General features: G+C 37.8%; 24 protein-coding genes and 16 tRNA genes. 38 read left to right on the top strand and 2 right to left on the bottom strand.

What is annotated here, in order from left to right; translation table 11 throughout:
* Positions 1-133: 133 nt before the first annotated feature.
* From ACE3RB_RS06065 to ACE3RB_RS06055, 3 genes are all read left to right on the top strand, one after another.
* The gene (locus ACE3RB_RS06065; protein ID WP_374463417.1) at positions 134-1,885 is read left to right on the top strand and encodes an alkaline phosphatase; all 1,752 of its coding nucleotides are present in this window, start codon (positions 134-136) and stop codon (positions 1,883-1,885) included.
* A gap of 154 nt (positions 1,886-2,039) precedes the next feature.
* Positions 2,040-2,678: a hypothetical protein gene (locus ACE3RB_RS06060; protein WP_374463416.1), complete on the top strand. Its 639-nt coding sequence runs from the start codon at positions 2,040-2,042 to the stop codon at positions 2,676-2,678.
* 148 nt (positions 2,679-2,826) lie between these two features.
* Positions 2,827-3,876 carry an MBL fold metallo-hydrolase gene (locus ACE3RB_RS06055; RefSeq protein ID WP_374463415.1) on the top strand — a complete coding sequence of 350 codons (1,050 nt, stop codon included), beginning with the start codon at positions 2,827-2,829 and terminating at the stop codon, positions 3,874-3,876.
* 167 nt (positions 3,877-4,043) lie between these two features.
* Here the strand turns inward: ACE3RB_RS06055 and ACE3RB_RS06050 are convergent, their stop codons facing one another.
* The gene (locus tag ACE3RB_RS06050) at positions 4,044-4,883 is read right to left on the bottom strand and encodes a DUF4822 domain-containing protein (RefSeq protein ID WP_374463414.1); all 840 of its coding nucleotides are present in this window, start codon (positions 4,881-4,883) and stop codon (positions 4,044-4,046) included.
* A gap of 283 nt (positions 4,884-5,166) precedes the next feature.
* Between ACE3RB_RS06050 and ACE3RB_RS06045 the strand changes: the two genes are divergently transcribed.
* From ACE3RB_RS06045 to ACE3RB_RS06015, 7 genes are all read left to right on the top strand, one after another.
* Entirely contained in the window at positions 5,167-5,880 is a 714-nt protein-coding gene (locus tag ACE3RB_RS06045) for a DUF434 domain-containing protein (RefSeq protein ID WP_374463413.1), read from the top strand.
* Positions 5,881-5,883: 3 nt separating this feature from the next.
* Positions 5,884-6,534 carry a hypothetical protein gene (locus ACE3RB_RS06040; protein ID WP_374463412.1) on the top strand — a complete coding sequence of 217 codons (651 nt, stop codon included), beginning with the start codon at positions 5,884-5,886 and terminating at the stop codon, positions 6,532-6,534.
* A gap of 144 nt (positions 6,535-6,678) precedes the next feature.
* A complete protein-coding gene (locus ACE3RB_RS06035) occupies positions 6,679-8,043 on the top strand; it encodes an SDR family oxidoreductase (RefSeq protein WP_374463411.1) in 1,365 nt (454 codons plus the stop codon).
* A 9-nt stretch (positions 8,044-8,052) separates the two neighbouring features.
* Positions 8,053-8,124 (top strand) — tRNA-OTHER (locus ACE3RB_RS06030).
* 7 nt (positions 8,125-8,131) lie between these two features.
* A tRNA-Gly gene (locus tag ACE3RB_RS06025) sits at positions 8,132-8,203 on the top strand.
* A 3-nt stretch (positions 8,204-8,206) separates the two neighbouring features.
* Positions 8,207-8,280 (top strand) — tRNA-Asp (locus ACE3RB_RS06020).
* Positions 8,281-8,395: 115 nt separating this feature from the next.
* A complete protein-coding gene (locus tag ACE3RB_RS06015) occupies positions 8,396-9,181 on the top strand; it encodes a TatD family hydrolase (protein ID WP_374463410.1) in 786 nt (261 codons plus the stop codon).
* A gap of 130 nt (positions 9,182-9,311) precedes the next feature.
* Here ACE3RB_RS06015 and deoD read toward each other — a convergent pair whose 3' ends face one another.
* A complete protein-coding gene (gene deoD / locus ACE3RB_RS06010) occupies positions 9,312-10,022 on the bottom strand; it encodes a purine-nucleoside phosphorylase (RefSeq protein WP_374463409.1) in 711 nt (236 codons plus the stop codon).
* 262 nt (positions 10,023-10,284) lie between these two features.
* Here deoD and ACE3RB_RS06005 point away from each other — a divergent pair, with 262 nt between their 5' ends.
* The 28 genes from ACE3RB_RS06005 to ACE3RB_RS05870 all read left to right on the top strand — a co-directional run bounded on the left by ACE3RB_RS06005 (position 10,285) and on the right by ACE3RB_RS05870 (position 25,421).
* Positions 10,285-10,677, top strand: a complete 393-nt coding sequence (locus ACE3RB_RS06005; protein ID WP_374463408.1) for a VOC family protein — start codon at positions 10,285-10,287, stop codon at positions 10,675-10,677.
* Between the two features lie 228 nt (positions 10,678-10,905).
* On the top strand, positions 10,906-11,562 hold the full coding sequence (locus tag ACE3RB_RS06000) for a hypothetical protein (protein ID WP_374463407.1): 657 nt from the start codon (positions 10,906-10,908) through the stop codon (positions 11,560-11,562).
* Positions 11,549-12,130, top strand: coding sequence for a DUF4919 domain-containing protein (locus ACE3RB_RS05995; protein WP_374463406.1), 582 nt, complete (start codon positions 11,549-11,551; stop codon positions 12,128-12,130). Before ACE3RB_RS06000 ends, ACE3RB_RS05995 begins: the two co-directional genes overlap by 14 nt.
* An 11-nt stretch (positions 12,131-12,141) precedes the next feature.
* Positions 12,142-13,275, top strand: a complete 1,134-nt coding sequence (locus ACE3RB_RS05990; RefSeq protein WP_374463405.1) for an AAA family ATPase — start codon at positions 12,142-12,144, stop codon at positions 13,273-13,275.
* The gene (locus ACE3RB_RS05985; RefSeq protein WP_374463404.1) at positions 13,248-13,991 is read left to right on the top strand and encodes a hypothetical protein; all 744 of its coding nucleotides are present in this window, start codon (positions 13,248-13,250) and stop codon (positions 13,989-13,991) included. Before ACE3RB_RS05990 ends, ACE3RB_RS05985 begins: the two co-directional genes overlap by 28 nt.
* Complete coding sequence (locus tag ACE3RB_RS05980; RefSeq protein WP_374463403.1) at positions 13,982-16,360, top strand: hypothetical protein; 2,379 nt, start codon at positions 13,982-13,984, stop codon at positions 16,358-16,360. The genes ACE3RB_RS05985 and ACE3RB_RS05980 overlap by 10 nt, the downstream gene beginning before the upstream one ends.
* On the top strand, positions 16,350-18,044 hold the full coding sequence (locus ACE3RB_RS05975; protein ID WP_374463402.1) for an APC family permease: 1,695 nt from the start codon (positions 16,350-16,352) through the stop codon (positions 18,042-18,044). The genes ACE3RB_RS05980 and ACE3RB_RS05975 overlap by 11 nt, the downstream gene beginning before the upstream one ends.
* The gene (locus tag ACE3RB_RS05970; protein WP_374463401.1) at positions 18,037-19,056 is read left to right on the top strand and encodes a hypothetical protein; all 1,020 of its coding nucleotides are present in this window, start codon (positions 18,037-18,039) and stop codon (positions 19,054-19,056) included. The genes ACE3RB_RS05975 and ACE3RB_RS05970 overlap by 8 nt, the downstream gene beginning before the upstream one ends.
* A 281-nt stretch (positions 19,057-19,337) precedes the next feature.
* Positions 19,338-19,466 (top strand): hypothetical protein, encoded by a 129-nt coding sequence (locus ACE3RB_RS05965; RefSeq protein WP_047428305.1) that lies wholly within the window; start codon positions 19,338-19,340, stop codon positions 19,464-19,466.
* Between the two features lie 389 nt (positions 19,467-19,855).
* Positions 19,856-19,981 (top strand): hypothetical protein, encoded by a 126-nt coding sequence (locus ACE3RB_RS05960; RefSeq protein ID WP_374463400.1) that lies wholly within the window; start codon positions 19,856-19,858, stop codon positions 19,979-19,981.
* 62 nt (positions 19,982-20,043) lie between these two features.
* A tRNA-His gene (locus tag ACE3RB_RS05955) sits at positions 20,044-20,111 on the top strand.
* Between the two features lie 8 nt (positions 20,112-20,119).
* Positions 20,120-20,193: transfer RNA gene (locus ACE3RB_RS05950), tRNA-Ile, on the top strand.
* A gap of 74 nt (positions 20,194-20,267) precedes the next feature.
* A tRNA-Lys gene (locus ACE3RB_RS05945) sits at positions 20,268-20,341 on the top strand.
* Positions 20,342-20,349: 8 nt separating this feature from the next.
* Positions 20,350-20,423: transfer RNA gene (locus ACE3RB_RS05940), tRNA-Arg, on the top strand.
* A 66-nt stretch (positions 20,424-20,489) separates the two neighbouring features.
* A tRNA-Pro gene (locus ACE3RB_RS05935) sits at positions 20,490-20,564 on the top strand.
* A 3-nt stretch (positions 20,565-20,567) separates the two neighbouring features.
* Positions 20,568-20,642 (top strand) — tRNA-Glu (locus ACE3RB_RS05930).
* A 2-nt stretch (positions 20,643-20,644) separates the two neighbouring features.
* Positions 20,645-20,718, top strand: a tRNA-Ile gene (locus ACE3RB_RS05925).
* A 4-nt stretch (positions 20,719-20,722) separates the two neighbouring features.
* A tRNA-Asn gene (locus ACE3RB_RS05920) sits at positions 20,723-20,794 on the top strand.
* A gap of 218 nt (positions 20,795-21,012) precedes the next feature.
* Positions 21,013-21,094 (top strand) — tRNA-Cys (locus tag ACE3RB_RS05915).
* Positions 21,095-21,304: 210 nt separating this feature from the next.
* Positions 21,305-21,391 (top strand) — tRNA-Tyr (locus tag ACE3RB_RS05910).
* A 78-nt stretch (positions 21,392-21,469) separates the two neighbouring features.
* Positions 21,470-21,541, top strand: a tRNA-Glu gene (locus ACE3RB_RS05905).
* A 364-nt stretch (positions 21,542-21,905) separates the two neighbouring features.
* Positions 21,906-21,981 (top strand) — tRNA-Leu (locus ACE3RB_RS05900).
* Positions 21,982-22,063: 82 nt separating this feature from the next.
* Positions 22,064-22,135 (top strand) — tRNA-Gln (locus ACE3RB_RS05895).
* Between the two features lie 138 nt (positions 22,136-22,273).
* Positions 22,274-22,759, top strand: coding sequence for a ribonuclease H-like YkuK family protein (locus ACE3RB_RS05890; RefSeq protein ID WP_002983458.1), 486 nt, complete (start codon positions 22,274-22,276; stop codon positions 22,757-22,759).
* A 59-nt stretch (positions 22,760-22,818) separates the two neighbouring features.
* Complete coding sequence (locus ACE3RB_RS05885) at positions 22,819-23,190, top strand: cyclic-phosphate processing receiver domain-containing protein (RefSeq protein WP_374463399.1); 372 nt, start codon at positions 22,819-22,821, stop codon at positions 23,188-23,190.
* Positions 23,190-23,753, top strand: coding sequence for a DinB family protein (locus tag ACE3RB_RS05880; protein WP_374463398.1), 564 nt, complete (start codon positions 23,190-23,192; stop codon positions 23,751-23,753). Before ACE3RB_RS05885 ends, ACE3RB_RS05880 begins: the two co-directional genes overlap by 1 nt.
* A 6-nt stretch (positions 23,754-23,759) precedes the next feature.
* A complete protein-coding gene (locus ACE3RB_RS05875) occupies positions 23,760-24,776 on the top strand; it encodes an RNA ligase, Rnl2 family (RefSeq protein ID WP_374463397.1) in 1,017 nt (338 codons plus the stop codon).
* 93 nt (positions 24,777-24,869) lie between these two features.
* Positions 24,870-25,421 (top strand): exonuclease domain-containing protein, encoded by a 552-nt coding sequence (locus tag ACE3RB_RS05870; protein WP_374463396.1) that lies wholly within the window; start codon positions 24,870-24,872, stop codon positions 25,419-25,421.
* Positions 25,422-25,432 lie beyond the last annotated feature (11 nt).

Here is a 25,432-nt window from a genome sequence, read left to right as displayed (position 1 = left end):
TTAAAAAGAGACATTTCTGAACTTTCAGTTTCCTATGCATAACATTAAACATTTGTTTAAAAAAGGATAAAAGATATTTAAAACACAATTAACATTCTTCTTCCTGAGATACCGTTGCTTTGCAAAAAAAGTAATGATGGAAAACAACAACCCATTCAGCAGAAGAAGATTTCTTAAAAATTCACTATTAGCGGCAGGAGGATTTTTTATTGCTCCTTTAATCGAAAGTTGCAGCGACGATTTTACTGAAAACGGAAATGCGCCTGATAATCTCCAAAACGGAGGTTTTGAATCCGGTGTAGCGAGTTTTGACCCAAGTGCAACGGGAATTATTATCTGGACCCGGTATTCAAAAGGAACTGATGCAGAGATTACATGGGAAATCAGTAAAAACAGCAATTTCTCAGAAGTAGTGAGAAGAGGTCAGGCATATGCTGCACTAGTAAATGATTTTACAATAGCGGTAGATGTTCAGAATATTTCCTCCAACACAAAATATTACTACAGATTCTATAACAGTAAAACCAAAGACGTGAGTGTAACAGGAGAAACGCTTACTTTACCTTCAAAATCAGATGCTGTAAGTGAAGTGAAAATGGCAGTAGTGTCTTGTTCTAATTTTCCTGCAGGACTTTTTAATGTATATGGAGCCATTGCAAAATCTGAAGCTGATGTAGTGGTGCACCTTGGAGATTATATTTATGAATATGCTCCGGGAGAGTATGGAACAAATCCTTACACCAATCAGTTGGGCAGAGCTCATCAACCCGCAAAAGAAATTCTTAACCTCACTGATTACAGAGAGCGGTACAGACAATACAGAGGTGACAAAAACCTTCAGCTTCTTCATCAGAAAAAACCGTTCATCTGTGTTTGGGACGACCATGAATTTGCCAATGATACCTATAAATCCGGAGCCGAAAACCACCAGCCGAACGAAGGTGATTTTCAGGCAAGAAAAATGGCAGCGTTCCAGGCGTATAGTGAATATATTCCTCTTAAAACGGGAAAGGATATGAGAATTTACCGAAGTTTCAACTTCGGAAATATAGTTTCACTTTACATGATGGATACAAGAGTGATAGCAAGAGATAAACAGATGGAATACTCAGATTATCTGGATGCAGCCGGGAACTTTAATCAGATACAGTTTAAAACAGATTTTCTAAGCACAGGAAGAAGACTGATCGGAAGCGAGCAGATGTCATGGCTAAATTCACAGGTCAATGGCGATACAGCAAAATGGAAAGTGTTGGGACAACAGATTTTAATGACGAAAATGATGGTTCCTGCGGAACTTCTGATGTTACTGAACCAGATTTTAGCAGAAATAAAACAGCATGGAAGCGCACAGCCGGCAACGATGCAGGCACTTCAGAGTACCATCACCCAACTGATTATTCTTAAAACTAGATACAAACAGCAGGATCCTACGTTGACGCCACAGGAAATTGCCAGAATCACAACTACCTTGCCTTACAATCTGGATGCATGGGATGGCTATTTCATGGAAAGGGAGCAACTTTATTCTGTTCTTGCAGGAAAGAACGTGGTAGTGCTGGCAGGCGATACGCACAATGCATGGTTAGGAAAACTTACCGATGCCCAGGGAAAATTTATCGGGACCGAACTGGCGTGCAGTTCCGTTTCTTCTCCGGGTTTAGAAGGATATCTGGGAATTACTTCAGATCCTGCAAAAACAATAGAGCTGGCACAGGCATTTTCATTGCTGATTGATGATCTGGAATATACCAATCTTTATAAAAGAGGATATCTGCATGTGAAATTTACTTCAGGCAGTTCTGTCGCAGAATGGAGGTTTGTAGACAATGTTATCTCCGATACTTACACTACAACGACAGAAAAAACATATACGATTTCATAGTTTCAGTTTAATTATATCTTATTTTCAATTGGGTACAAAGAGTCATGGTATTACTATGACTCTTTTATGTTATTTACTTTTTTAGTATCTTGAACAGATGCAAGACGATGTAAGAAAAGATTTTTTGCCATTAACATCTGAAACACGGTGGTTCATGACCTGGATAACCAGGACTTTTGGTGGGCTTTTATTGTTGGTGGCATTTCTGCTGGTATTGGGATTACCCGTTATGATGAGTGATAAACTGGCAATATTTAGTATTGTAGCAATGGTATATTATCCGGTTCTTGCTTTCGGTTTATACCGTTTCTTTAGGTATCAGAAGAGACTTAGAAAGAAAGTGATCCGAAAGATAAGGGTTGATAATCAGGGAATTCATTACGAAAGAGCCGATGGGACGATAGATCAAATTCTTTATCATGATCTGGAAAAATATAGCCTTCCCGATGTATATGATGTAAGTTTCAGCCCAAGAAACAAGATGTATGTATTGAATGTGAAGCACAAGGGCTTTTCAGCAGACGTGGATTTTGACGGAACAGATGCCGGTTACTGCTATTATTTCGGAAACTTAAAAGCTTTACGAAGAAGATATATTCAGGGAATTGTCCGTTTCCGGCCAGATTTACGTATAAATCCTATGATTTATGAAGTTTATTATATCTATCCTGCTGATTTTACTTTCGATAAAAAAAAGTACCGTACAGAATTTGCACTGACTTTTGCTGTCATGATGATAGGCTGCATAGTGTTAGGAGTAATTATGCTTGGACTTGTTAAGTGGATTTTTTAAGAATAGAAAATTAAAATTTCCACAGCCTCTTCATTTTATTTTCAAATCTCAGAATCTTATGCTTATATTTATTTTATAGAAAGGTTTCTCAGCCAATAAGATAAAAGAGCATTGCTTTAGAAACGGGGCTGGATTTAAAATAAAATACATGAAAGATTTAAAAAAGCAGCTCGGGCAGTTCCCCGATGAAAAAAGAAAAGAATATTTCAGTACACTTCCCAATTATCTCAATGGCAGATTTCAGAATATATTGCCGACGCCTGCTCTGCTAGAAGGTGAAAGCATGACCAAAGTACTTTTCCATACTTTGTGTAAAGTAGAAAATACCTCACCCAAAACGGCACTTCCGTTTGTGATAACTGATCTGAAAAACCTTCAGCCTGAAGAAAATGTTTTGGTTTGGTTCGGACATAGTTCATATTTCATTCAGGTGGATGGAAAGAAATTTCTGATAGATCCTGTGTTCAGTGGAAATGCTTCCCCGATGCCGGGTTCCATAAAAGCTTTTCAGGGAGCCGATTATTATAAGCCTGAACATATGCCGGAGATCGATTTCCTGCTTATTTCACATGACCACTGGGATCATCTGGACTATAAAACTGTTCAGGAATTAAAAGATAAAGTGGGTAAAGTCATTTGTGGGTTGGGAACCGGCCAGCATTTTGAATACTGGGGCTGGAGTTTTGATAAAATCACCGAGAAAAACTGGTGGGAAAGCATAGACATTGCTGAAGGTTTCAGGATCACTCTTACTCCTGCAAGACATTTTTCCGGAAGATTACTGAACCGTAATATCTCACTCTGGACATCTTTTGTGTTAAAAACGCCTACAAGAAATCTGTTTTTAGGCGGTGACAGCGGCTATGGTAATCATTTTACAGAAATCGGAAACAAATATGGTCCATTTGATCTGGCCATCATGGAAAACGGACAGTATAATGAAAAGTGGCCCTACATTCATACTTTGCCGGATCAATTGATAACAGAAATAAAGGAACTGAAAGCCGGAAATTTCATTCCTGTACACAATTCCAAATTCAAGCTGGCACAGCACGCATGGTATGAACCTTTGGAACTGGCATCAAAGTATGCAGAAGAAAATAATATCCCGATAACACTCCCGATGATAGGAGAAAAAGTAAATCTGGATCAGCTGGGATCAGCAAACTGGAAAAAATGGTGGGAAGAATATATATAATGAATTAGGCATAAGCTATTATAAATTTTCGCATCAATTATTTTTAACCATTTAAACTTACCGAACTAAACTAAAGTGTTTTAAATAAAGGTTTGTGGTTTTGTAAATTTAATATAAAAACCTGCCCATCACTGAGCAGGTTCTTCCTTATTATAAAAAAATAATCACTACAAAGGCTCCTTATGGTTTACCTTCGTATGGATGATGTCGTAAAATACGGACGGGTTGGTGGCATCAGGAGTAATTCTGTAAGTGAACGTGGTTTCGTTCAGGACCAGGATATCCACAACACGGGTAAAAGTAGGTGTAGTAAGGGTTCTCTTTTTACCATCCGGAGAAATCGACCATGTTCCTTCAGATCTTAGTACATCGTTTAATCCGAAAATTCTGAAAGTCCCATTAGCTTTAAAGTAAGAGTATCCTACATAACCTGCAACGCTGGCGTCACTTAAAGCAATATTATTTCCGCTCTTATCCTTAGCTCCGGTAGTTTCCCATGGAGTAGAAGCAAGGGTAAGCTGTCCGTTAGCAGGTTCAGCATGGGAGGTTCTTGTATGGATAATGTCATAATACAGAGAAGGATCACTCGGGTTGGGATGAATTCTGTAAGTAAACTCATTTCTGTTCAAAACAAGAATTTCAACATCACGGGTGAAAATAATGGTTCCATCCGGATTTAATGCTGCAATAGTTCTTGTTTTTCCCTGCGCATCCACAGACCATGTTCCCATAGATCTCAGCACGTCGGTCAGATTGTAAATAGCAAACTTCCCGTCTGCCTTGAAGTAAGCAAAGCCTACATATCCGGCTACGCTGGCATCAGTAAGGGCTACATTGTTTCCATTTTTATCTTTTGCTCCGGTAGTTTCCCATGGAGTAGAAGACAGAACCTGTGAGGGAGTCTGCTGTTCAATACTTATTTCATTATCATCGCTTGAGCATGAAACGAAAGATGCTGTTAGCAATACAGCTGCAGACAGGTAACATAATTTTTTCAGTGTATTCATAAGGGAATTTTTAAGTCTTTGCAAACTTATCCCTAATAAATATCAATGCATTGTATAAAATATCTCTTTTGTTGTAGAAAACATAACAGATCATAAATTAGAATGTAAGAAGTGATATTGGTTGATTTCTACATAGTCATACCATTACTAAATAATTACTACTATTGAATGGGCACAATTCCCCTCCTTTGGTGGGGTGGTGAAAATTCAAAGAATTTTTGACGAGTGGTTTAATATTCTCAGATAAAAATTATTTCTTACCATAAAAACTCTATTTTTGAGCATGAATAACAGAAACCGTGGGAAAAATACAGGGGATGACACCCTGTTCGGTTCAGAGAAACAGATCAGCAAGCTGAAACTGGCTGTTGAAGATATGCTGTATCTGCTGACCAGAGATTATCCGGAAAAAGCAGCTTCTGAACTGGTAGGAAACAGGTACAGACTTAAAACCCGGCAGATACAGGCTTTACGGGGAGCATCTGCCTCTGCTGAACAGCTTCAAAACAGACAGTTGAAACATGTAGATGCTTCAATGTTAAAAGGTAAGACCATATACCTGGACGGTTTCAATGTTTTGATTTTGCTGGAAAGTCTGCTTTCCGAAGCCTATATTTTTGAAGGAATGGATGGTTGTTTCCGCGATCTTTCCGGAGTTCATGGAACCTATAAAAGAGTAAACCAAACGCTGAGAGCAGTGGAACTGGTTGCTTCTTTTTACAGACAAAATCAAATTGAGAAAGTGGTATGGATCTTTGACAAACCTGTTTCCAACAGCGGACGGATTAAACAGATTGTCCTTGATTTTGCAGAACAGCAACAACTTAATTGGGAAGCAGATCTGCCGTACAATCCGGATAAAATTCTGGCAGAAAGTTCTGAAATCATTATTTCCTCCGACGCGTGGATTCTGGATCACTGTAAAGCATGGTTTAACCTGATCGGATATCTGATCAAAGAAGAAAACCTCTCTGTTAACCTGATCAAAATGATGTAAAATATGAATCTGTTTGAACCTTATATTTCCCTCTTTTCTGAAACATGGAAAAGTAAATACAAAGCCATTTTAGAAAGAGAACATCTGGAAAATCTGGAAGAAAATATCTTTAAGTTTAAGACGAATATTCTGGAGCTGGATGTACCTTATTTTAACGAAGAAATAATAATCAACCGGGAAGAAAGTTTCGAAAAATTGGTTACCATTCTTGAAAGTAACAATTCAGATGAGGTGAAAACGAAACTTCTGGAAGCAGTTCCATTTGAACATTGGCTGAATGTTTTAGGACAGAGATTAACCTCTGCAAGCATCCGCGATGAAAGCGCTATTCCGCCTTTAAAAGCCATGCTGATCAATGCCTGTGAAGAACCATTTAATAGTGAAATTACCATTGCACAGAGGGCCTGGGAAAAACATATTGGAAGAATGGATGATAACTTCTGGGGCGAAATCAAAGGGAACAATCAGCAGAAGCAGGAAAAAGTAATGGCAAAAATCCATGAAATTCTGGACCATAGAACCTGGTGGAACGTTTTCTTCCATTACAAACATGAACTGGTTTTTGAAGTCCGGGAAAAACAGGGCCACGGAATCCGCTGGAGCCACGGAGGAACAAAGCTGATTGGTTTTCTGGAAAAATTTATCAATGAATAAAACACAAACATCTGTGTCATCTGTGAAATCCGTGGGAAAATATAAACGATTGCTGATTTTACATTTTCGCTTTTTTTACTTTTTCTAACTACGTAAAAAGATTGCGCACTGATCTTCTAGTTTTGCAGACATAAAACAGAAGCTATGAATCAATCAGATCAAAAATTTTCAAATGAAGAATGGGAAACCTGCCTCAAAGTTTTGAATGCTTTGAAGGAAAACCCTTTCCTGAATCCTGATAATCAAACATTTTCAGGACTGATTACCAAAATTCATAAAAGTGCCAAAAAACAAAGCCGTCATGAGAATTATTCAGAAATGAAGTCCCATGACCTGGCGGTAAATTCCAATTCAGTGTTGATGCAGAAAGCATTGGCAGGGGTTTCTGCTTTTTATGATGATGAAAAGGAAGAAGTGAAATTTACAAAACTTCAGATTCCCAAAAACTGTTACTGCTGTAATCAGAGCTATCAGTATGCACACTCTTTCTATTCCAGATTATGCCCAGTCTGTGCTGAAGAAAACTATGAAAAGCGTTTTGAAACGACAGATTTTACCGGTAGAAATGTAATCCTTACAGGAGGAAGGGTGAAAGTAGGTTTTGCCACCGCATTAAAGGTTTTAAGAAGCGGGACTAATTTGGTTTTGACAACCCGTTTTCCGGCACTGGCGATGGAATTGATGCAGCAGGAAGCAGATTATGACAAATGGAAAGACAGATTGTGGATATACGGTTTGGATCTGAGAAATCTAAAGGCAATTCAGGATTTTATCAATTTTTATACATTCAATTTTGATACGCTGGATATCCTGATCAATAATGCTGCACAGACCATAAAATATCCTGATGAATATTACCTTCCGATAGTAAAGCGTGAAAAAGAAAAACTGGTAGAATTTAAAAATATTCATACCCTGATCCCGAATCAGACGGAAATTTCAAGTGAAATTGCGAAACTGGAATATGCTCATCATGAAGAAACACAAGTGGCACTCACCCGTTTTGGACAGCCTGTAGATAACAGAGAAAAAACGAGCTGGAATTCTACGCTGGAAGAAGTTTCATTGTATGAGCTGGTAGAAGTGAACCTCATCAATCATATTGCGCCTTATTTCCTGATCAAAGAACTGAAGCCATTGATGAAAAACTCAGTGTTTAAAGAAAGATTCATTATCAATGTGACCTCATCAGAAGGAATTTTCAGCTACGAAAATAAAACCATTTTCCACCCTCATACCAATATGACAAAAGCGGCTTTGAATATGATGACCCTGACGTCTGCAAAAGAATTTGAGAATGATCAGATCTATATGAGTGCCGTAGACGTGGGATGGATTTCTACAGGAGCAAAAGAAAGCCTCAGAAAGAAACAGCTTGAGATGGGATACATCCCGCCACTGGATTCTGTGGATGGTGCAGCGAGAATTCTGCATCCTGTGATGGAAGGAATAAAAGGAAATTACTTCAGTGGAGTTTTATTGAAAAATTATAAAGTTCATACCTGGTAAAATCCATATGGAGATAATAGTAATAATGGAAAAATACATTTTGCTAAAATGAGTTGCAGGTTCGATTCCTGCTTATCTCCCAACCAGAGAAACGGTAGCTCAACGGAAGAGCTTTGACCATCCAAGTCAAAGGCTGCGGGTTCGATTCCCGCCCGTTTCACAGGAGTACATAGTTCAACAGTGAAGAATGCGTCCCTGTCACGGACGAGGTTGCAGGTTCGAGTCCTGCTGTACTCCCAATTTAAATAACGGAGATAATAGTTTAAATGGAAAAATAATTCCTGCCCAGAATAGTTGCGTGTTCGAATCACGCTTATCTCCCTAAAATAACTTATATAAAAAGTAAAAACAAATGAACACTTATATTGATATTGGCATTAACCTGACCAATAAACAGTTCTATAACGAACACGATGAAATTATCAACCGTGCTTTAGATCACGGTGTGGAACATATGATTCTCACGGGAACCAGCGTAAGGGGAAGCAAGGAATCTGCAGAAATTGCACAAGAATATCCGGAAATTCTATTTTCAACAGCCGGAATTCATCCTCATGATGCCAAATCATTTAATGGAGAAAGTATTGGGGAGCTCAGGAAGTTATTGAAACAGGATCATGTGGTTTCAGTAGGAGAGTGCGGATTGGATTTTGACCGGGATTTTTCTCCAAGGTCCATACAGGAAAAATGTTATAGAGCTCAGCTGGAGCTTGCGGTAGAAGTTGATAAACCGCTTTTTCTTCATGAAAGATCTGCATTTAAAAGATTTAATGAAATTACAGATGAATTCCTTTCTCAATTACCCGAAGCGGTTGTACACTGCTTTACCGGGACATTGAACGAAGCAAAAACCTATCTGGATAAAGGATTTTATTTAGGATTTACAGGAGCCATCAGTGATGAAAAAAGATTTAAACATCTCGAAGATGTTATAAAATATGCACCTCTAGACAGAATGATGATTGAAACAGACGCTCCTTTCATGCTTCCGAAAAATATGCCCAGAATGCAGAACAGACGGAATGAACCTTCATTCTTACCTTATGTAGCACAAACAATTGCTTATTTAAAAAAGATCAGCATTTCCGAAGTGGCTGACGAAACTACAGAAACAGCCAGGAATTTTTTCAGATTATAAAAAAGAGCTCTACTGATGAAGTAAAGCTCTTTTTTTTAGCAAAATTGCGAAACCGCAAAAAGGCTGATATATTGTATAGCTAAAAAACAAATTGCAAATTCGCATTTTTGCCATTTTGCCCTTTCACCTTTTACAAACTCTTAATTGCCGATTCCAAAGCCAGCTCCATCATTGGATTCAAAGCTTTTTCTCTCTCGTCGGCAGAAATTTTTTCGTGTGTTGGGATAATATCCGTTACGGTAAGAATAGTCGCTGCGTTTTTTCCTAAATGCTGTGCATTGGCAAATAACCCGAAAGCTTCCATTTCTACTGCAGGACAGTTATATTTTGTAGCAATTTCCGGAGTGGCAGGATCTTTTCTGTAGAAAATATCACTGCTGTGGATATTGATTGCTTTTGCGTTTAAGGATAAATCTTTAGCCGTTTCATTAATAGTATTGAAAACATTTCCCTGGTGAGAAAGGATTTCATCCTCAATTCCCCATGCATATTTGGCATAGGTACTTTCACTGGCAGCTTTATCAATATTTAAAATATCAAAAAGTTTAAGATCCGTATTGTAAGCACCACAAGTCCCGATTCTGATGATGGTGTCTACCTCATACTCCGTAAACAACTCAAAAGAATAGATTCCGATACTTGGAAAGCCCATTCCACTCGCTCCTACAGTAATTTCTTTACCTTTATAAAGTCCTGTATAATAAAAGATACCTCTGGTTTTGCTTACCAGTTTGGCATTTTCCAGATAATTTTCAGCAATATACTGTGCACGAAGCGGATCCCCCGGCTGCAATACTACTTTGGCAATTTCTCCTTTTTTTGCACTGATGTGAATACTCATAATGTTATTTTGAATGGGGCAAATATAATAACTTTTAGATTGTTTCAGTCATTGCAGGAATGTAAACAATGAAGCAGTTTATCATGATCAGAATGCATAAGATGTTATCCATAAGTGTTTTAAATAAGATGATATGAGAAGTCCTTTACATTTTTCAAAACGTAATCCGGTAAATACAGAACAATAAAATAATAATAGGGAGCAGGTATCATGAAAACAGGTTGGCTACATTTGTGGCTGCCAAACAGTAAATATTTAAAATATGAAAATTGAGCATATTGCCATTTGGGTGAAAGATCTTGAAAGATCGAGAACATTTTATCAGAAATATTTCGGAGCGGTTTCCAATGAGAAATACCACAATCCGGTTAAAAATTTTCAATCGTATTTTCTAAGCTTTGATAACGGATGCCGTCTTGAAATCATGACCAGACCGGACATTAAAGAAAGCGGAAACTCTTACGAATCCCAGCAGTATGGAATCATCCATCTCGCATTCTCTGTGCATAACAAACAAAAAGTAGATGAACTTACAGAAATACTGAGAAAAGACGGCTATACAGTTGCCGGAGAACCCCGTACGACCGGAGACGGCTATTATGAAAGCGTCATCCTTGATCCGGAAAACAATATTATCGAAATCGTATCACAGTAAGCCATAGCGAGGATGCAATTTTTATAGTAAAGAATACATAATGTCAAACCTTATAGGTTTTTAAAACCTATAAGGTTTAGTTTTAACACATACTTTTGCTGAAAATCCTTGATTTTCTTGTGCCTTTGCGTTTTCCAACCTTATAATCGGCTAAAGAATCCATATTTAACACGAATCTTTCCCACAAAAATTTTATTCTCAGCGAAATAATTTTATTTTTGTTAGATCATGGAAACCAAGTCACCGTTTTTAGACACGATCTTTTTGCTTCGTAAGGAAGAATGCATTACTCTTTTTTCAGGCTTACAGCAAATCTCCCCCCAGGAAGAGGCGGAAGCAGGAGATTATTTTGAAACAGAATTCGAAAAAGAACGCCTTGAGTTTTTATCTGACCGGCTTATCTGCAACAAAGAAGCTTCCGTTTGGGCCGCTAAAGTTCTCTATCACAGTGCACAGCTTTATCTCATCAGGGAAAATACAGAAAAGAATATTGAAAAACTTATTCCCGCATTCAAAGGAACAAGGGATATTTCTTCTATTTTATCTGCAGATTTATCGCTGAGGTTTTTACCACAGGTGATTATTGCATTAAATACTGTTGATCCTGAAGATCCTTTGATTGCTATGCTGGAAAATATTCTGACGGAATTTCACTATTCCGGAATAGGGTATGACCTTGATCTTAAAAATGTAAACTGGAAGGAAGAACTGACAGACAATACTTACAGAAAACTATACCTGGAAAGAATTGTTGAAAAAAGAGATTATAAACTGGCAGAAATTCCGTTTATAAATAAACTGCTGACAGCCGAATTCGGAATGCACAAAGATGCATTCTGGCGAGAACTAAAAACTATAACCGAAGACAACAATGAAAACGTATGAGAAAGTATTTGAATTTTTAACAGACCCGACAAAGGAAACATTCCTGAAGTGCCGTGAGTTGGTCATCAGTGATCCGGAATATGATCCTTATTCCGAAGACCTTGAAAACTTACAGGATTTGCTCAACGAAGGAAAATTTGAAGAAGTTGTGCAATACGTCAATGTCAATATTCTGCTGAGCCCGAGAGCACATATCTATAAATATTTTGCTTATAAGGAATTGGGTGATGAAAAAGGCAGGAATATTGAAATGACAATAACGCAGATTATTTTTGAATGCCTTGAAAAGACAGGAGACGGAACCAGGGATTCTCCTTATATTATCACAAGAATTTCTGATGAAAGGGATCTGATCAGGCATCACCTCAATAAGCAGGATGTATCACAAAGTCTGGTAAAGGACGGTGATAAGATGATGGACGCACTCACGTTGGATGATGGCACACAGCTGCACTTCGATATCAGGGTACCTTACCAGAGACTTGCTTTTTCATTCAGTAAAAGGAATGAACAGGCAGAAAATAAAGCAGAAGAGAAACCACAGCAGAAAAAGTGGTGGAAATTTTAATTTTTAAATCAATGAATCAGAATATCAATCAACTCAATACAGTCCTCAACTACGTAAAAGATACTTTTGTAGGTAAAAATGATGTCGTGGATCTGCTGGGAATCTGCCTTTTGGCAAGAGAAAATGCTTTTCTGTACGGACCTCCGGGGACTGCAAAATCGGCTATCGTCAGAACCCTTGCAAAAACAGTGAAAGACGGGAAAAATTTTGAATATTTATTAACCCGCTTTACAGAACCGAACGAGATTTTCGGCCCTTTTGATATCAGAAAGCTGAAAGAAGGAGAGCTTTTGACGAATACGGAAGGAATGATGCCTGAAGCTTCCATGGTTTTCCTGGATGAGATTTTCAATGCAAACTCCGCTATTCTGAACTCCCTCCTGATGGCACTCAATGAAAAAATTTTTAAAAGAGGAAAAGAAACCAAACACTTACCCGCACTGATGTTTGTAGGGGCAAGTAATGTTCTTCCGGAAGATGAAGCATTGAATGCATTGTTTGACCGTTTTCTGGTGAGAATTAATGTCGATTACGTAAATCCCGAACTTTTACAGCAGGTTCTTCTGGCCGGAAGAAAACTGGAAAACGAAGAAGAAACGGAAATCCCTGAAATTCATGCTGATGAAATAAGACAGCTCCAGAATCTGTGCAGAACCATAGATCTTAAACCTATTTATGAAGTGTATCTGAATACGGTTATGACCCTTAGGAATACGGGAATTGCTATTTCAGACCGTAGAGCTGTCAAGCTTCAGAACCTCATTGCGGCAAGTGCCCTGATCTGCGGAAGAAAAGAAGCCGTGCTTTCCGATCTGTGGGTATTAAAGCATATCTGGGATAGAGAAGAACAGATTGAAATTCTGGAAGGAATCATCAACAGGACGATTGAAAAAGATGACCATCCGGATTCTCATCCACAGGCGATGCAGAACAAAACACCCAATCCAGAAGAAGTTATGAAAGACGTAAAAATCCTGGTGGAAAAATGGAATGGCGGAATGCTGAGCTTTGAAGAACAGAATGTAATAAAAGATAAACTGAGATACCTGCAGACCCGTTGTGACTGGATCAGAAACCCGGAACAGAAGCAGTATATACAGCAAGAAATTGAAAGCTTATGGCAGAAGATTCTTCAAAGCGTTTAAAAGAATTCTGGGCGGAACTTCCCCGTGCGGATGAAGATTTTCTGGGCTCAATCAGAGACTGGAAAAATGTTCAGATTGCTGTGGATGAAGATATCATCTGGCTCAAAGGCTTTACTGATGAACAGACCGAAGCTCCGGAAATACAGCAATTACCGGATTTTATCCTGTATGAGCTCCGGGATGGCCTTTTATTCAGGAAAGAAGCTTTGGTTCCCAGCAAAAAAATAAGGACAGCATTACTTTGGGCACCTATAGATAAAGCATTACAGCTTACTTTACCTCCTTCCAACCAAAACTATTTCGGAATTCAGGAACAGGTTCAGGTAAGATTAAAAGAAAGTAATGAAGAGCAGCCGGTAATCGCTTTGTTGAGCAATATAGCCGACATCAGGGAAAATATCATTGTATTACCGAAATTTAAGCTTGAAAAAATAAAATGGACGGTACTGGAAGATAAAGCTCTGTTTGTGGGAACTCCGTTGTTGAGCTTTCCCGGAAAAACCTATTGGACCAAAGACAGGCATCTGCTACCGGCAGGTCTGGATTTTGAGTTTAAAAACCTAAGCACACTGTTACATCAAAAATATAATAATGAGCCGGAAGGATGGCTGCTGTGGGATGAAAACGGAAATTACCTTTCAATAAAGGATGCTGATTTCCGTACTTTATCCGTAAGCTCATTCCGTCTCACAGAAAAATCAAGAGAATGGAATTAAAGGATTATTTCCAGTCCTATGAAAATTACTTTTGGGAATGGAAAACTGATGAAGATGTTCCCGGTGATTCCGGTTATCATGAAAACAACCTCCTCTCCATTCCCGGAGTAGGAGCCATTGCTTACAGACCTTATGTCATGGAGATTCTGAAAGAGCTTCAGCCACAGGGCTGGCCTCCGTTCGGGGCATTGCTGATGGTTCTGTATGCAATGCAGGACGCATATGCAGATTTCGCAGGACCTTTACGACGTACAGCAGGGTTTTACAGCGGTGAAGATTTTGAGTTCAATGTGGAAAAGCAAATTGAATTCCTTGAAAAAATACATTCTCTTCCCAAAGTTTATAAACAGAAACAGAACAGAATTGTATTGCTGCAGACTCTTTTTGAAAACGGACACAACAGATTGTCCCTAAGCTTTTCCGATGGATTCTTAAGGTTTTATTATAAAAGACCGCATGAACTTGCTTCCAGTGCAGAAAAACAAGAGGCAACCCCATCAGTTCTGAATAAAGATCTGAGCGCTTTGAATCTGAATGAAAAATTTCCTACAGTACAGTCTATCATTGATGCCATGAAAGGCCTGATTGATGAACCGGAACTGGATAATGAGGTGCTGGAAGAAGAAACAACAGCAGATACAGATAAAGACTTTATCAAAGAATTAATTGAAGAACCCAAAACATTTCAGGTAGGAAGCCTGATCAAAAGAATCTGGAGCGGACTGAAAATTCCGATGCGTCATCTTTCTCCCGGAGAACAGCCTGTCGGAGGAATTTCTGATATGACCAATAAAGGGGATTTTCACAGAATGCTTCTTTCCGAATTTGCCAACGAAGATGACGTCTTCATGAACCGTGTAGCGAATAATGAAGCACTTTATATTCAAAGGGAAATTCCGCCTGAAGAAAATATTTTTGAAAGAATTATCCTGATCGATACTTCCCTCAGAAACTGGGGAACACCAAAGGTATTGGCTTTTGCCTCTGCCATAGCCGTGATCAAACACCCGAAAACCCATTCCGAGTGTAAAGTTTTTACCTTAGGGCAGGCAGCGGTTCCTGTTGCGCTTAATAAAGTGGAAGACGTTGTGGAAAGTCTTAACCAGGTGAGTTTCGTACTGGAAGTTTCAGCTGCGTTGGAGAAGTTTTTTAACGAAAACCATTCAGAAAAGGATATTGAAGTGTTTTTCATTACCCATCAGGACAACATGGAAGATGAAAAAATGCAGCGGGTGATCCATCAGAACAGAGACAGACTGAAGTTTCTGGTGACTACAACCTCAGATGGTGAGATTAATTTTTACAAACATCACAAAGGAGCCAGAAAGCATATCCAGAAAATAAAACTTCCATTGCAGGAGCTGTGGGCGAATCCGCCGCAACAAAAACAAAGTGTTAATACTTCCAACGGAAAGAAAACAGACCTTCCGCAAAACTATCCGATTCTGTTCCCGGCGCCCGTTAATAAGATCGCTGAGTTTCTGTATGAAGGAGAATTTTTTATTCTGAGCTCAAAAAAACAATTGCTGAAGACTTATCTTTCTGATAACTATTACGACAGACACTCTTACGATTATTATAAAACACATCATGGCTGTGAAGTGCTATTTGATAAGATTTCCATAAAACCGAGAGGACAGTTTGCTCTGGCAAAAAACAGACAGCAGCACTTTATTCTGTGCCAGTATCAGTATGATAAGAGGTTAATATCAAAGCTTAATCTCAATACCGGAGAATATTCCGAACAGAATCTTACAGGGATGAACATTCCGATGTTTTATAAACTAATTTATTTTGGACGAAGCTTTTATCTGCATAAACCGGATAATTCAACCCATTATAAAATCAATATCGATGGGAATATCTCTGTGGAGACTATCACTTCAAAAGAAAAAGAACTGGAAAAAAATACAGTAAAAGCAGAAGCCGAAGTTGCAAAACTGAAAGGAAGCGGGTTGCGGATTATCAATAACTTCAATAAGATCGGGATCAATCAGTACGGAAATCTGGTTATTTCCGGTAACGAATTGTACAGTGCTTCTGAAAATACGCTGGGGTTTTCCAAAAATAAATATGATTTTCAAATTTTTGCCGAGCAGAACAAAAATAAATTTACATTTCCCGATGGAAGTGAAATGATTACAGATTCACGCGGGATGCTGACTTTCCGAAGCAGTAACAAGAGCATTGAGGAATTTTTTATTCCCTCTACGCTTGGCGGTTTCCTGTCGCTGGCTTCCTATACGGAATTTGGAGGATCAGAATATTATCTTCCGGAGCATTCACTGCTGAAGGTAAGAACAATGGATGATATGTGTGACAGGTTTTTGAAACCGTTTATAGAACAGATTCTGGATTATGGAGCTTAGAATAAAACCTTTCCCGAAAAATAACTATCCTAAAAAAGGACTTCTGATCAGAGGTTCCTCACCGGTGGTATGGCTGCAGGAAATGGAAATATTGGGTATTGATTTAAATCAGGTAAGATCTTTCGCTATTCCGGCCAACAGTCCCAATGTGCTTTATGGCTGTTTTCTTATTTTTAATGACTATGCTCCACAGGAAATAGGAAGGAACGCTTACTTTCAATGTGTTGATGACAGACTTTTCATCCCTGAAAACACTACTTTTTATCCTAAGATCAATCCGGAAGACTGGGCACAGCTGGATTCAAGTTTCCTGATTATGCATCCTGAATTCGGATTGGTAAAGCTTTCGGAAGAAATAGACTGGCTTTCAGTAATTCAACAACCCGGAATGATCAATAAAAGTGTCAGAAGACCTTTGAACGGGGTTTCAATTCCTCAAAAAATAGAAAGCTATACGGTTGAAATGGATGACGAAAAAGTCATGGAAACATTACAGTCCAAACAAACCGAAGAAGAATGGATGAACAACCTGCCTTTTGACCTTAAAAAAGTAATGGCAGGGAATAAAAAAGAAATAGAAAAGTATTTACAATATATTGAAAAATATCCTGAACGGGCAGTAGAATTAGGTATTCCCCTTGATATTATGGGAACTTCCAGAGGAGATGGTTTCGGGAAATTTACCTGGCTGGAAGGATTGTTTGGAGGATCAAATGGAAAAAAAGAAAGTGCGGGAACAAGAAATTTTCGCAGAGTGTTCTGGGCGGTCATTATTGCAGCTATTGTGCTAAGGATTGCTTTGCCTTCAGATAAAAAGAGTAATGAACAGCAAGAAACCGGTCCTTCTTCAGGAACAATTGTGAACAATGCAGTAAAAGCACCTTCTGATATGATTGCTTTTCAGTCGGGAACTTCGGAAATTGACCTTAAGATTGATTCAATGTATCATCAGGAGAGAAAAGGATTATCAAAAGAGCTTATCAATGCCGGCATTATAGAATCCAAAACAAAAAAAGATAAAGAAAACTATAAAAAAGCCGGCGGCAGAGAAGTAGGTGAAATAGGAAAAGATATTGAAAAGCTTGTTAACAAAGAAAAGCAAAGCAGGGATTCTCTAAAAACTATTTATACCAAAAAAATTACAAAACATCTTGAACAGAAAACGGAAAAGCTGAAACGTAAAATCTCAGATTCCCTGAAACAGTATACCAAAGGAAAACCGGTAAATGGTGATGTCGTAAAATATCTTCTGAAAAAGAAGAAGGCTTTGATGGCAGATTCTCTGGGGAAGCTCTATGGAACCCTGGATATTGTGGATCCTTCTTCAGCGTCAATTGACAAATCGAAAGTAAAAGGGATAGGAACAGAGGGAACCCCGATGGAGGAAAAAGCGCCCGTTTCAGATATTTTATATATGATAATCCTGATGATTGCCGGAGTAGGACTGTATTCATTCCTGTTTAAAAATAAATCCCTCAATGTAGGTGGAGATAATGTACCTGTCTGGGTGAAATTTATTCTCATTACAATCCTTGTAGCAATGCTGGTATACCTGTTTTATCCATTGGTAGAAATGTTTGGGTACAACTGGTTTGTTTGGGTGTTGGTGATTGGAGTGATGCTGATCCTTTACCGCCTTTTCAGAGAAGATAAGACTATTTTAAAATCTGATGACGATGAATAAACAGAAATTTATAGACAAATTCATGGCAGCATTCGTACTGCTGGCGATGTTTAAGGTTATCGGAATTGTTGCACAGCTGTTCCATGAAAGTTTCTGGAGTGTGGTGGGAACATTAGGTATTTTCTTAATTGTAGCCTTCATCATTCTTCTTGTGATTACTTCTTTAAAAGATAAAGAACAGAATAAGAGAAATGCGGCAGGAAGAAAAGGAAGTGGAGGCAGCTTTTATCTCGAAAACTCCCTTTTTGACAGAATCCGAAGCAAATACGAAGAACTTGCCGAGAAATATATCGCTGAAAATGATTACAAAAAAGCAGCAAGGGTTTATATGAATCTCCTGCAGGATAATTACAGAGGGGCGAAAACCCTGGAAAACGGAGGGTTTTACAACGAAGCAGCCGTAGTATATCTTAAAAAGCTGCACAATAAATCTGATGCAGCAGCTTGTTATGAAAAGGCCAGACAATACAAAAAAGCAATCGACCTTTACAAAGAAATGGAGAAGAAAGAAAAAGTAGGAGATCTCTATAAAGAAATCAACGATCTTAAAAATGCCCATTATTACTATCAGATCGTAGCAGATGACTATACAGGAAATAATCAAATGGTGAAAGTTTCTTTGGTATACCGCAACAAAATGGAAAAGCCTGAGGAGGCACAGAAAGTACTGCTGAAAGGATGGGAAGAGGACAAAGATGCATTCAACTGTCTGAATAACTATTTTGCCAATATTGTTGATATTAAAAGACTGGAATCTGAAATACAGGATCTGTATGAAAAGGCGCCGGCTCACAAAAAGATTACGTATCTGGATGCCATGAAATATGAATTCAAAAAGGATCCGAAGCTCCATACGGTCACAAGGAATATCGCTTATGAAATCATTGCAGAAAAAGTAGCGACCCGCTCTGAAATTGTCAATGAACTGAAATATTTTAATCCAGACGATCAGGTAATCCTGAAAGATATTTCAAGATTCAAGACCGGAAGAAATAAAATGTTCAGGAATTAAATATTCAAAGATTGAAGAATTTAAATATTAAAAACCCTGCTGCTTCATCAAATCAATTTTTAATTGATTCCTACATGAGATTCTTCCTCGTCAGGGACAATGGTGTAACATTATATAGTCGTCATAAAAAAAGTATTAAATTTTATCGCAGATAAAATCCTTGAGCCTTAAAGCTCCATTTTTTGATATTATTTTGCGTTTTTGCGTATATAAAAACCTCCCTGTATTTGTGAATATTATAAAATAATATCAAAAAAGATTTATCTTTGCGCCAGAAAATTATGACAATACAAAGAGCACATATCAATGCAGAACTATTCGAAAGTCCTTCTAACAAAGGATTATTCGGGTATGATGAGGTGATATGGAATGAGGCGAAATGTGCTGACTTTGGAAATTATTTACTGTAAACTTGTAAAAAATTAATCAAAATACGACAGAAACGCCTCGATTTTTCGAGGCGTTTTTTGTTTTTTAGGTCAGAAATTATTTAGAATGAAAAAAAATAACCATAAACATGAAAATTTTTTAATCAACAATGAAACTTTAATACAATAAAATAGAGTGATAGGCAACCCGATGAGAGACAGTCATTTAGGTAATTGAGAGATCTGCAAAAATATTGCGGACAGAAATTTTCTATTCTAAAGTTAAGATTTAATTAACTGATTATCAATAAATTAATTTGAAAATTTATTTGCGGATTTAAAAAATTCATATTTACTTTGCAACCGAAAATTGAAAGCAACAGGTTTTCAGGATTCAGTTAAAAATAATTTAGAAACAAACAAAAAATAAAATGAAACAATTACATAACATATTCAATCAATATTCAAGACTATTCGGACAGGAGCCGACAGGTGTTGCATGTATTCTTGAAAGTGGAATTGTGGATGAAAGGTGCTTATATACGTGGGTCAGCTAATGATCTCTTACGTTAAAATATATGAAGCGCCTCCCGAAAAGAGGCGCTTTTTTTATGGTTTCTTTAGCTTATTTGGTAAAGCGCCGGTCTGTGGAACCGGAGAACAGGGTTCGATCCCCGGAGATACCCAAACTATACAATCTCATAGCTCAATTGGTTAGAGCATCGACCTGATACGTCGAAGGTTGAAGGTTCGATTCCTTCTGGGATTACAAAAATGTGAATTGTAAAATTAAAAATTGACAAGCGAAGCGAATTGATTATTGACGATTCACAAAATTAAAACAATCTCATAGCTCAATCGGATAGAGCACCGGTCTTTTAAACCGGGAGTTGAAAGTTCAAATCTTTCTGGGATTACAAAAAACGGTTCCGTAGCTCAACTGGAGAGAGCATGGGTTTTCTAAACCCAGGGTTAGAGGTTCGAATCCTCTCGGAATCACAAAGGTTCATGGAAGTTTTCCTATCCGGCTGTCTCCCGGAGAAGAAACAGGAGTGAACCCTAAAGCTGGAAAGATAACGGTGGTTGTTTACCCGTCTTGGACGCGGGAGGTCGCAAGTTCGAATCTTGCTTTCCAGACCAATTGTTCCATTAGTATAGTGGTGAGTGCATTCGGCTTTCTACCGAACGACAAGGGTTCGATCCCCTTATGGAATACCAATGATTTCGTAGCTAAAGTGGTTAGAGTATCGGTCTGATACACCGAAGGTTGAAGGTTCGAGTCCTTCCGGAATTACAATGATTTTGTAGCTCAATGGCAGAGCACCGGTCTGTTAAACCGGCAGTTGAAAGTTCGAGTCTTTCCAAAATCGCAGGTAACTAATTGTTAATTGTTTCAGGAGAAAAAGTAAAAGTTTGTCGAGAGCAGAAGATCTTTACGCCAAACACGAAAATACAGACAGGCTTTTCTTCTCTCCGGATGAGTTAAAAATTAAAAAATATCATTTATAAATTTTAGGTAAAAATAAAGTTTGTTGAGCGCAGAAGTTCTTTAGTTAAATAATTTTAGACAGACTTTATTTTTTAATCTGATGGTTCGCCGAAGTGGAAGAGTCGGGGCGGTCTGCAAAACCGTTGTGTGCACTGAGTGGGTTTGAATCCCATAACCATCTCAATATAAAATTATAGGAGATATAAAGAATCTTTTATCAATGATCTTTTATCACCTACAACAAAGAATATCCTTTATTAATAAAAGAAAAAGGCTGTCGAGCGCAGAAGATCTTTAGTCAAACATTCAATATAAAGACAGACCTTTTCTTTTTAAAAGGGAAAAAATGAGGAATTACTTGTTATTCATGATTAATTGCTCTTAAAAATCCGGAAGTACGCCGAAGTTGGAGAGTCGGGGCAGACTGTAAATCTGTTGCTTCATTGCTGAGTAGGTTCGAATCCTGCTACTTCCACCAACCACTGATAATGTAATGGCAGCATGCAGGAACTGTACTCTTGTTGTCCGGGTTCGATTCCCGGTTAGTGGGTTAAATGCTCTATTCGTCTAACGGTGAGGACGCCTGCCTTTCGAGCAGAAAACAAGGGTTCGATTCCCTTATGGAGTACTGGATGTGAATAGCTGGTCAATATTGAATGAATATAATACCATGAAAGTTCAGATTTTAAAAAAATTGGCCAGTTACCATTCACACAAAAAATGAAGAAAAGAGAAAAGGACTGTCAGGAGCAGAAGATCTTTAGTCAATAAAAACAGACAGCCTTTTACTTTTTTAATGACAAAGTATATTAGGAAATGAGAAAGGTTTGTCAAGCGCAGAAGATCTTTACAAACACTAACAGGCATAGTTTTATAAACAGACAGAGCTTTCTCAAACCTAAACATGATATGAGTAATAAACAATGAATAATGAGTAATTAAACAGCATAAAAATTACTTATTACCAAATACTCATTACTCATAAAAACGCTGCGGGAATGGTGGAATGGCAGACACTCTTGATTTAGGATCAAGCTTTTGGGGGTTCGAATCCCTCTTTCCGTACCAAAAATATAAGCAATAAATAATGAACAATAAGTAATGATAAAAAATTACTCATTACCAATTACTTATTATTCATGAATTAATCTGATTCATAGTGTAATGGGCAGCACACAAGATTTTGATTCTTGGAGTTTAGGTTCGAGTCCTAATGAATCAACAATTTTACTCTGATAGTGGTTCAAGTCCGGTTCAGAGTGCAAAAATAGAAAGTAGAAACTAGAGTTAAAAAACAGAACTGCTAGTGATCATTTATCAATTATCAACAATCATTTATGAATTAAAAAATGTAGAAAAAATGGAAACGCAACAACAAACATGGCAGAATATGAGTGGAAAAATTTTCCAGCACTCTATCACACAGCTGGTAGAAGAAGCCATCATTCGCGAACAGGCCAACGGGCACCGTCTGAAAGTATGTGTGGGATCAGACTCTCATGTATACGGAGATGCCATCAGTTATGCTACGGCAGTAGTGTTTATTCGTGAGGGAAAAGGAGCGTTTACCTTTATCAGAAAAGAAAGAGAAATACAGAGTATCAGTATCAAGGAGCGAATGCTGAATGAGGTCAACAAATCCGTTGAAATTGCATACGCCATCTGCTCAGTGCTGGATGCTTATGGTGTGGAAATGGAGGTACACGCAGACATTAATACCGATCCGGATTTTAAATCCAATGTGGCACTGAAAGATGCCATGGGATATATTCTGGGCATGGGATATGTGTTTAAAGCAAAACCTTACGCTTTCGCAAGTTCCAATTGTGCTGATATGATGGTGTAATAAAGATTGAAGAGGGATGTTGGAAGCTGGAAGTGTAAAGAGTTTATAAAAATTAAACAATGGAAAAAACAAAAAGATTATTATTTCTGGATGATATAAGATATCCCATTGAGGCCTATCATTATACCAAACAGGATGTTTTCCTCAGAAACGACTGGCATATCGTTCGGAATTACGAACAGTTTGTCAACAGGATTTTGGAAAAAGGACTTCCGGAGATGATCTCTTTTGACCATGACCTGGCTGATGAACATTATCTGAAACAGGATTCTCAGGAATTTACAGAAAAAACAGGATATGACTGTGCCAAATGGCTGATAGAATATTGTATGGACAATTACCTTGATCTGCCAGAATTTTATTGTCACTCTATGAATCCGGTAGGAAAAGAAAATATTTTAAACCTGCTGCAAAACTTTAAAGAATTGTAATGGACATTTTTAGATTTATCGAAGATATAAAAATACATCTGAAACTAACATTTGCTGAGGTAGACAGATGGTTTAAAAAGGATAAAGAAACGTTGAATCATCAGCCTTCAAATGGAGGCTGGACGATTCAGCAGATTTTAGAGCACATTTATCTCACGAATTTTTATCTGCTGATCCTTATTGAAAAAGGTTCAAAAAAAGCAATGAAGAATTCTCAGGATCTTGATCTGGAATCTGAAATTGAAAACTACAGTTTCAATAAAGAAAAATTTGATAAAGTAGGAGAATATGGTGCTTTTAAATGGATAAGACCGGAACATATGGAACCGAAAGGAGAATTATGCTTGGGTGAAATAAGAAATTTAATCAACCAGCAATATCTGCAGTGTTTACACTATCTGGAAGTGATGAAAAATGGGGTAGGGCTTTTGTATAAAACTACAATGACAGTGAATGAACTGGGGAAAATCAATGTATATGAATATATTTATTTTCTGTCACTCCATGCCCAAAGACACGTTACCCAGATGAAGAAAAACGAATCAGAAACGATTAAAAACTAAAACAAAATGATTTTCAAAACATATAATTCTATAGAAAATGCTTACCAGGCCCGCGTGATCGAACAGATCAGAATGCAGGGTTTTGGGGATGAGGTTTTCATAGTACAGGAAAAAGTTCACGGCGCTAATTTCTCTTTCTTTACCGACGGAAAGAAAATTAAAATCGCGAAAAGAACTGCTTTCATCGAAAAAGATGAGAAATTTTTTAATGCCCATCAGATTTTGGAACGCTACAGAAAAAATGTAATAGCAGTATTCCAAAAAGTGAAAACCATCCATCCGGGTGTAGAAACTGTAGTGATCTACGGTGAACTGTTCGGTGGCGGTTACAAACATAAAGAAGTAGAACCTGTAAAAGATGCTGTAAAAGTACAGAAGGGTATTGAATATGCCCCTCACAATGAATTTTACGCTTTCGATATCAAGTTGAACGGGGTTACCTACATGGATACGGAAGTTGTTAATCATATTTTTGAAGAGACAGGATTTTTCTATGCTAAAATCCTATTTCAGGGGACTCTTGAAGAAGCTTTGAAATTCTCTAATGTTTTCAATTCACAAATTCCAGTTTGGCTGGGATTACCTGAATTGGAAGACAATATGTGTGAAGGAACCATTGTAAAAACTTTTAAAACCAGATATTTTGGAAACGGAGCCAGAATCATTCTGAAAAATAAGAATGAGAAATGGATCGAAAAATCCAAAATGGTTAAAAAACAGGAGAAAACAGTTTGGAAACAGACTCACTTCAGTGAAAAAGCTCAGGATACATGGGAAGAAATCCAAAAATATGTTACAGTCAACAGGCTGAATAATGTTGTGAGTAAGATTGGCGAATTCGAGCACAAAATTATAGGGAAAGTAATTGGCCTTTTTGCACAGGATGTATTAGAAGACTTTGTAAAAGACTTCCCGGCAGCATTTACAGCTATTGAAAAAGATGAGCAGAAAAGGATCAACAAAAAGTTGAATTCTTTAGTCATTGATTTTATAAAAGAAGAGTTGATGACTCTTAAAGTGTAGTTTCGGTAAAATTTTACCGAAACTTTTTTATGGATAAGCTTAACCGTAAAAGCCATTCCATCTTCCACCTTTTAACAATTAAATTATAAACAAGTGAAAACAACAGAAAATATATTAATAGTAGACCTTGAAGCAACGTGTTGGGAAAACCGTCCGCCAAGAGGCCAGGAAAGTGAAATCATAGAGATCGGTGTATGTATCATGAATGCAAAAACCGGAAAGGTCTCCAAAAGTGAAGGAATTTTAATAAAACCGCAGCATTCAAAAGTAAGCCCGTTCTGCACCGAGCTTACCACCATTACCCAGAATATGCTGGATCATGAAGGGATTATGCTGGATGATGCATTCGATATCCTGCGGGCAGAATACGATTCAGAAGAACTGACATGGGCCAGTTACGGGAATTATGACCTGAACATGCTTCAGAATCAGGCAAGAAGATTCTATACTGATTATCCGATGAGTGATGACCACATCAATGTGAAGACATTATTCGGGGAAATTCATCCTACCATCAGGAAAAGTGTAGGAATGCAAAGGGCTTTGGGAGAATTGGGCCTTACATTGGAAGGTACACACCACAGAGGAGTAGATGATGCAAAGAATATTGCAAAAATTCTGCATTGGTGCCTGAAGAATTATTAAATAATCCAAAA

The organism is Chryseobacterium sp. (assembly GCF_041914225.1).
GTDB lineage: Bacteria > Bacteroidota > Bacteroidia > Flavobacteriales > Weeksellaceae > Chryseobacterium.
Note: the sequence above shows the minus strand (reverse complement) of the source record. Positions and strands in the feature narration are given on the sequence as shown.

What these genes read in the sequence shown, in the direction of transcription:
- ACE3RB_RS06065 (WP_374463417.1), top strand. Translation starts at nt 134, where the DNA reads ATGATGGAAAACAACAACCCATTCAGCAGAAGAAGATTTCTTAAAAAT.
- ACE3RB_RS06060 (WP_374463416.1), top strand. Translation starts at nt 2,040, where the DNA reads ATGACCTGGATAACCAGGACTTTTGGTGGGCTTTTATTGTTGGTGGCA.
- ACE3RB_RS06055 (WP_374463415.1), top strand. Translation starts at nt 2,827, where the DNA reads ATGAAAGATTTAAAAAAGCAGCTCGGGCAGTTCCCCGATGAAAAAAGA.
- ACE3RB_RS06050 (WP_374463414.1), bottom strand. Translation starts at nt 4,883, where the DNA reads ATGAATACACTGAAAAAATTATGTTACCTGTCTGCAGCTGTATTGCTA.
- ACE3RB_RS06045 (WP_374463413.1), top strand. Translation starts at nt 5,167, where the DNA reads ATGAATAACAGAAACCGTGGGAAAAATACAGGGGATGACACCCTGTTC.
- ACE3RB_RS06040 (WP_374463412.1), top strand. Translation starts at nt 5,884, where the DNA reads ATGAATCTGTTTGAACCTTATATTTCCCTCTTTTCTGAAACATGGAAA.
- ACE3RB_RS06035 (WP_374463411.1), top strand. Translation starts at nt 6,679, where the DNA reads ATGAATCAATCAGATCAAAAATTTTCAAATGAAGAATGGGAAACCTGC.
- ACE3RB_RS06015 (WP_374463410.1), top strand. Translation starts at nt 8,396, where the DNA reads ATGAACACTTATATTGATATTGGCATTAACCTGACCAATAAACAGTTC.
- deoD (WP_374463409.1), bottom strand. Translation starts at nt 10,022, where the DNA reads ATGAGTATTCACATCAGTGCAAAAAAAGGAGAAATTGCCAAAGTAGTA.
- ACE3RB_RS06005 (WP_374463408.1), top strand. Translation starts at nt 10,285, where the DNA reads ATGAAAATTGAGCATATTGCCATTTGGGTGAAAGATCTTGAAAGATCG.
- ACE3RB_RS06000 (WP_374463407.1), top strand. Translation starts at nt 10,906, where the DNA reads ATGGAAACCAAGTCACCGTTTTTAGACACGATCTTTTTGCTTCGTAAG.
- ACE3RB_RS05995 (WP_374463406.1), top strand. Translation starts at nt 11,549, where the DNA reads ATGAAAACGTATGAGAAAGTATTTGAATTTTTAACAGACCCGACAAAG.
- ACE3RB_RS05990 (WP_374463405.1), top strand. Translation starts at nt 12,142, where the DNA reads ATGAATCAGAATATCAATCAACTCAATACAGTCCTCAACTACGTAAAA.
- ACE3RB_RS05985 (WP_374463404.1), top strand. Translation starts at nt 13,248, where the DNA reads ATGGCAGAAGATTCTTCAAAGCGTTTAAAAGAATTCTGGGCGGAACTT.
- ACE3RB_RS05980 (WP_374463403.1), top strand. Translation starts at nt 13,982, where the DNA reads ATGGAATTAAAGGATTATTTCCAGTCCTATGAAAATTACTTTTGGGAA.
- ACE3RB_RS05975 (WP_374463402.1), top strand. Translation starts at nt 16,350, where the DNA reads ATGGAGCTTAGAATAAAACCTTTCCCGAAAAATAACTATCCTAAAAAA.
- ACE3RB_RS05970 (WP_374463401.1), top strand. Translation starts at nt 18,037, where the DNA reads ATGAATAAACAGAAATTTATAGACAAATTCATGGCAGCATTCGTACTG.
- ACE3RB_RS05965 (WP_047428305.1), top strand. Translation starts at nt 19,338, where the DNA reads ATGACAATACAAAGAGCACATATCAATGCAGAACTATTCGAAAGTCCT.
- ACE3RB_RS05960 (WP_374463400.1), top strand. Translation starts at nt 19,856, where the DNA reads ATGAAACAATTACATAACATATTCAATCAATATTCAAGACTATTCGGA.
- ACE3RB_RS05890 (WP_002983458.1), top strand. Translation starts at nt 22,274, where the DNA reads ATGGAAACGCAACAACAAACATGGCAGAATATGAGTGGAAAAATTTTC.
- ACE3RB_RS05885 (WP_374463399.1), top strand. Translation starts at nt 22,819, where the DNA reads ATGGAAAAAACAAAAAGATTATTATTTCTGGATGATATAAGATATCCC.
- ACE3RB_RS05880 (WP_374463398.1), top strand. Translation starts at nt 23,190, where the DNA reads ATGGACATTTTTAGATTTATCGAAGATATAAAAATACATCTGAAACTA.
- ACE3RB_RS05875 (WP_374463397.1), top strand. Translation starts at nt 23,760, where the DNA reads ATGATTTTCAAAACATATAATTCTATAGAAAATGCTTACCAGGCCCGC.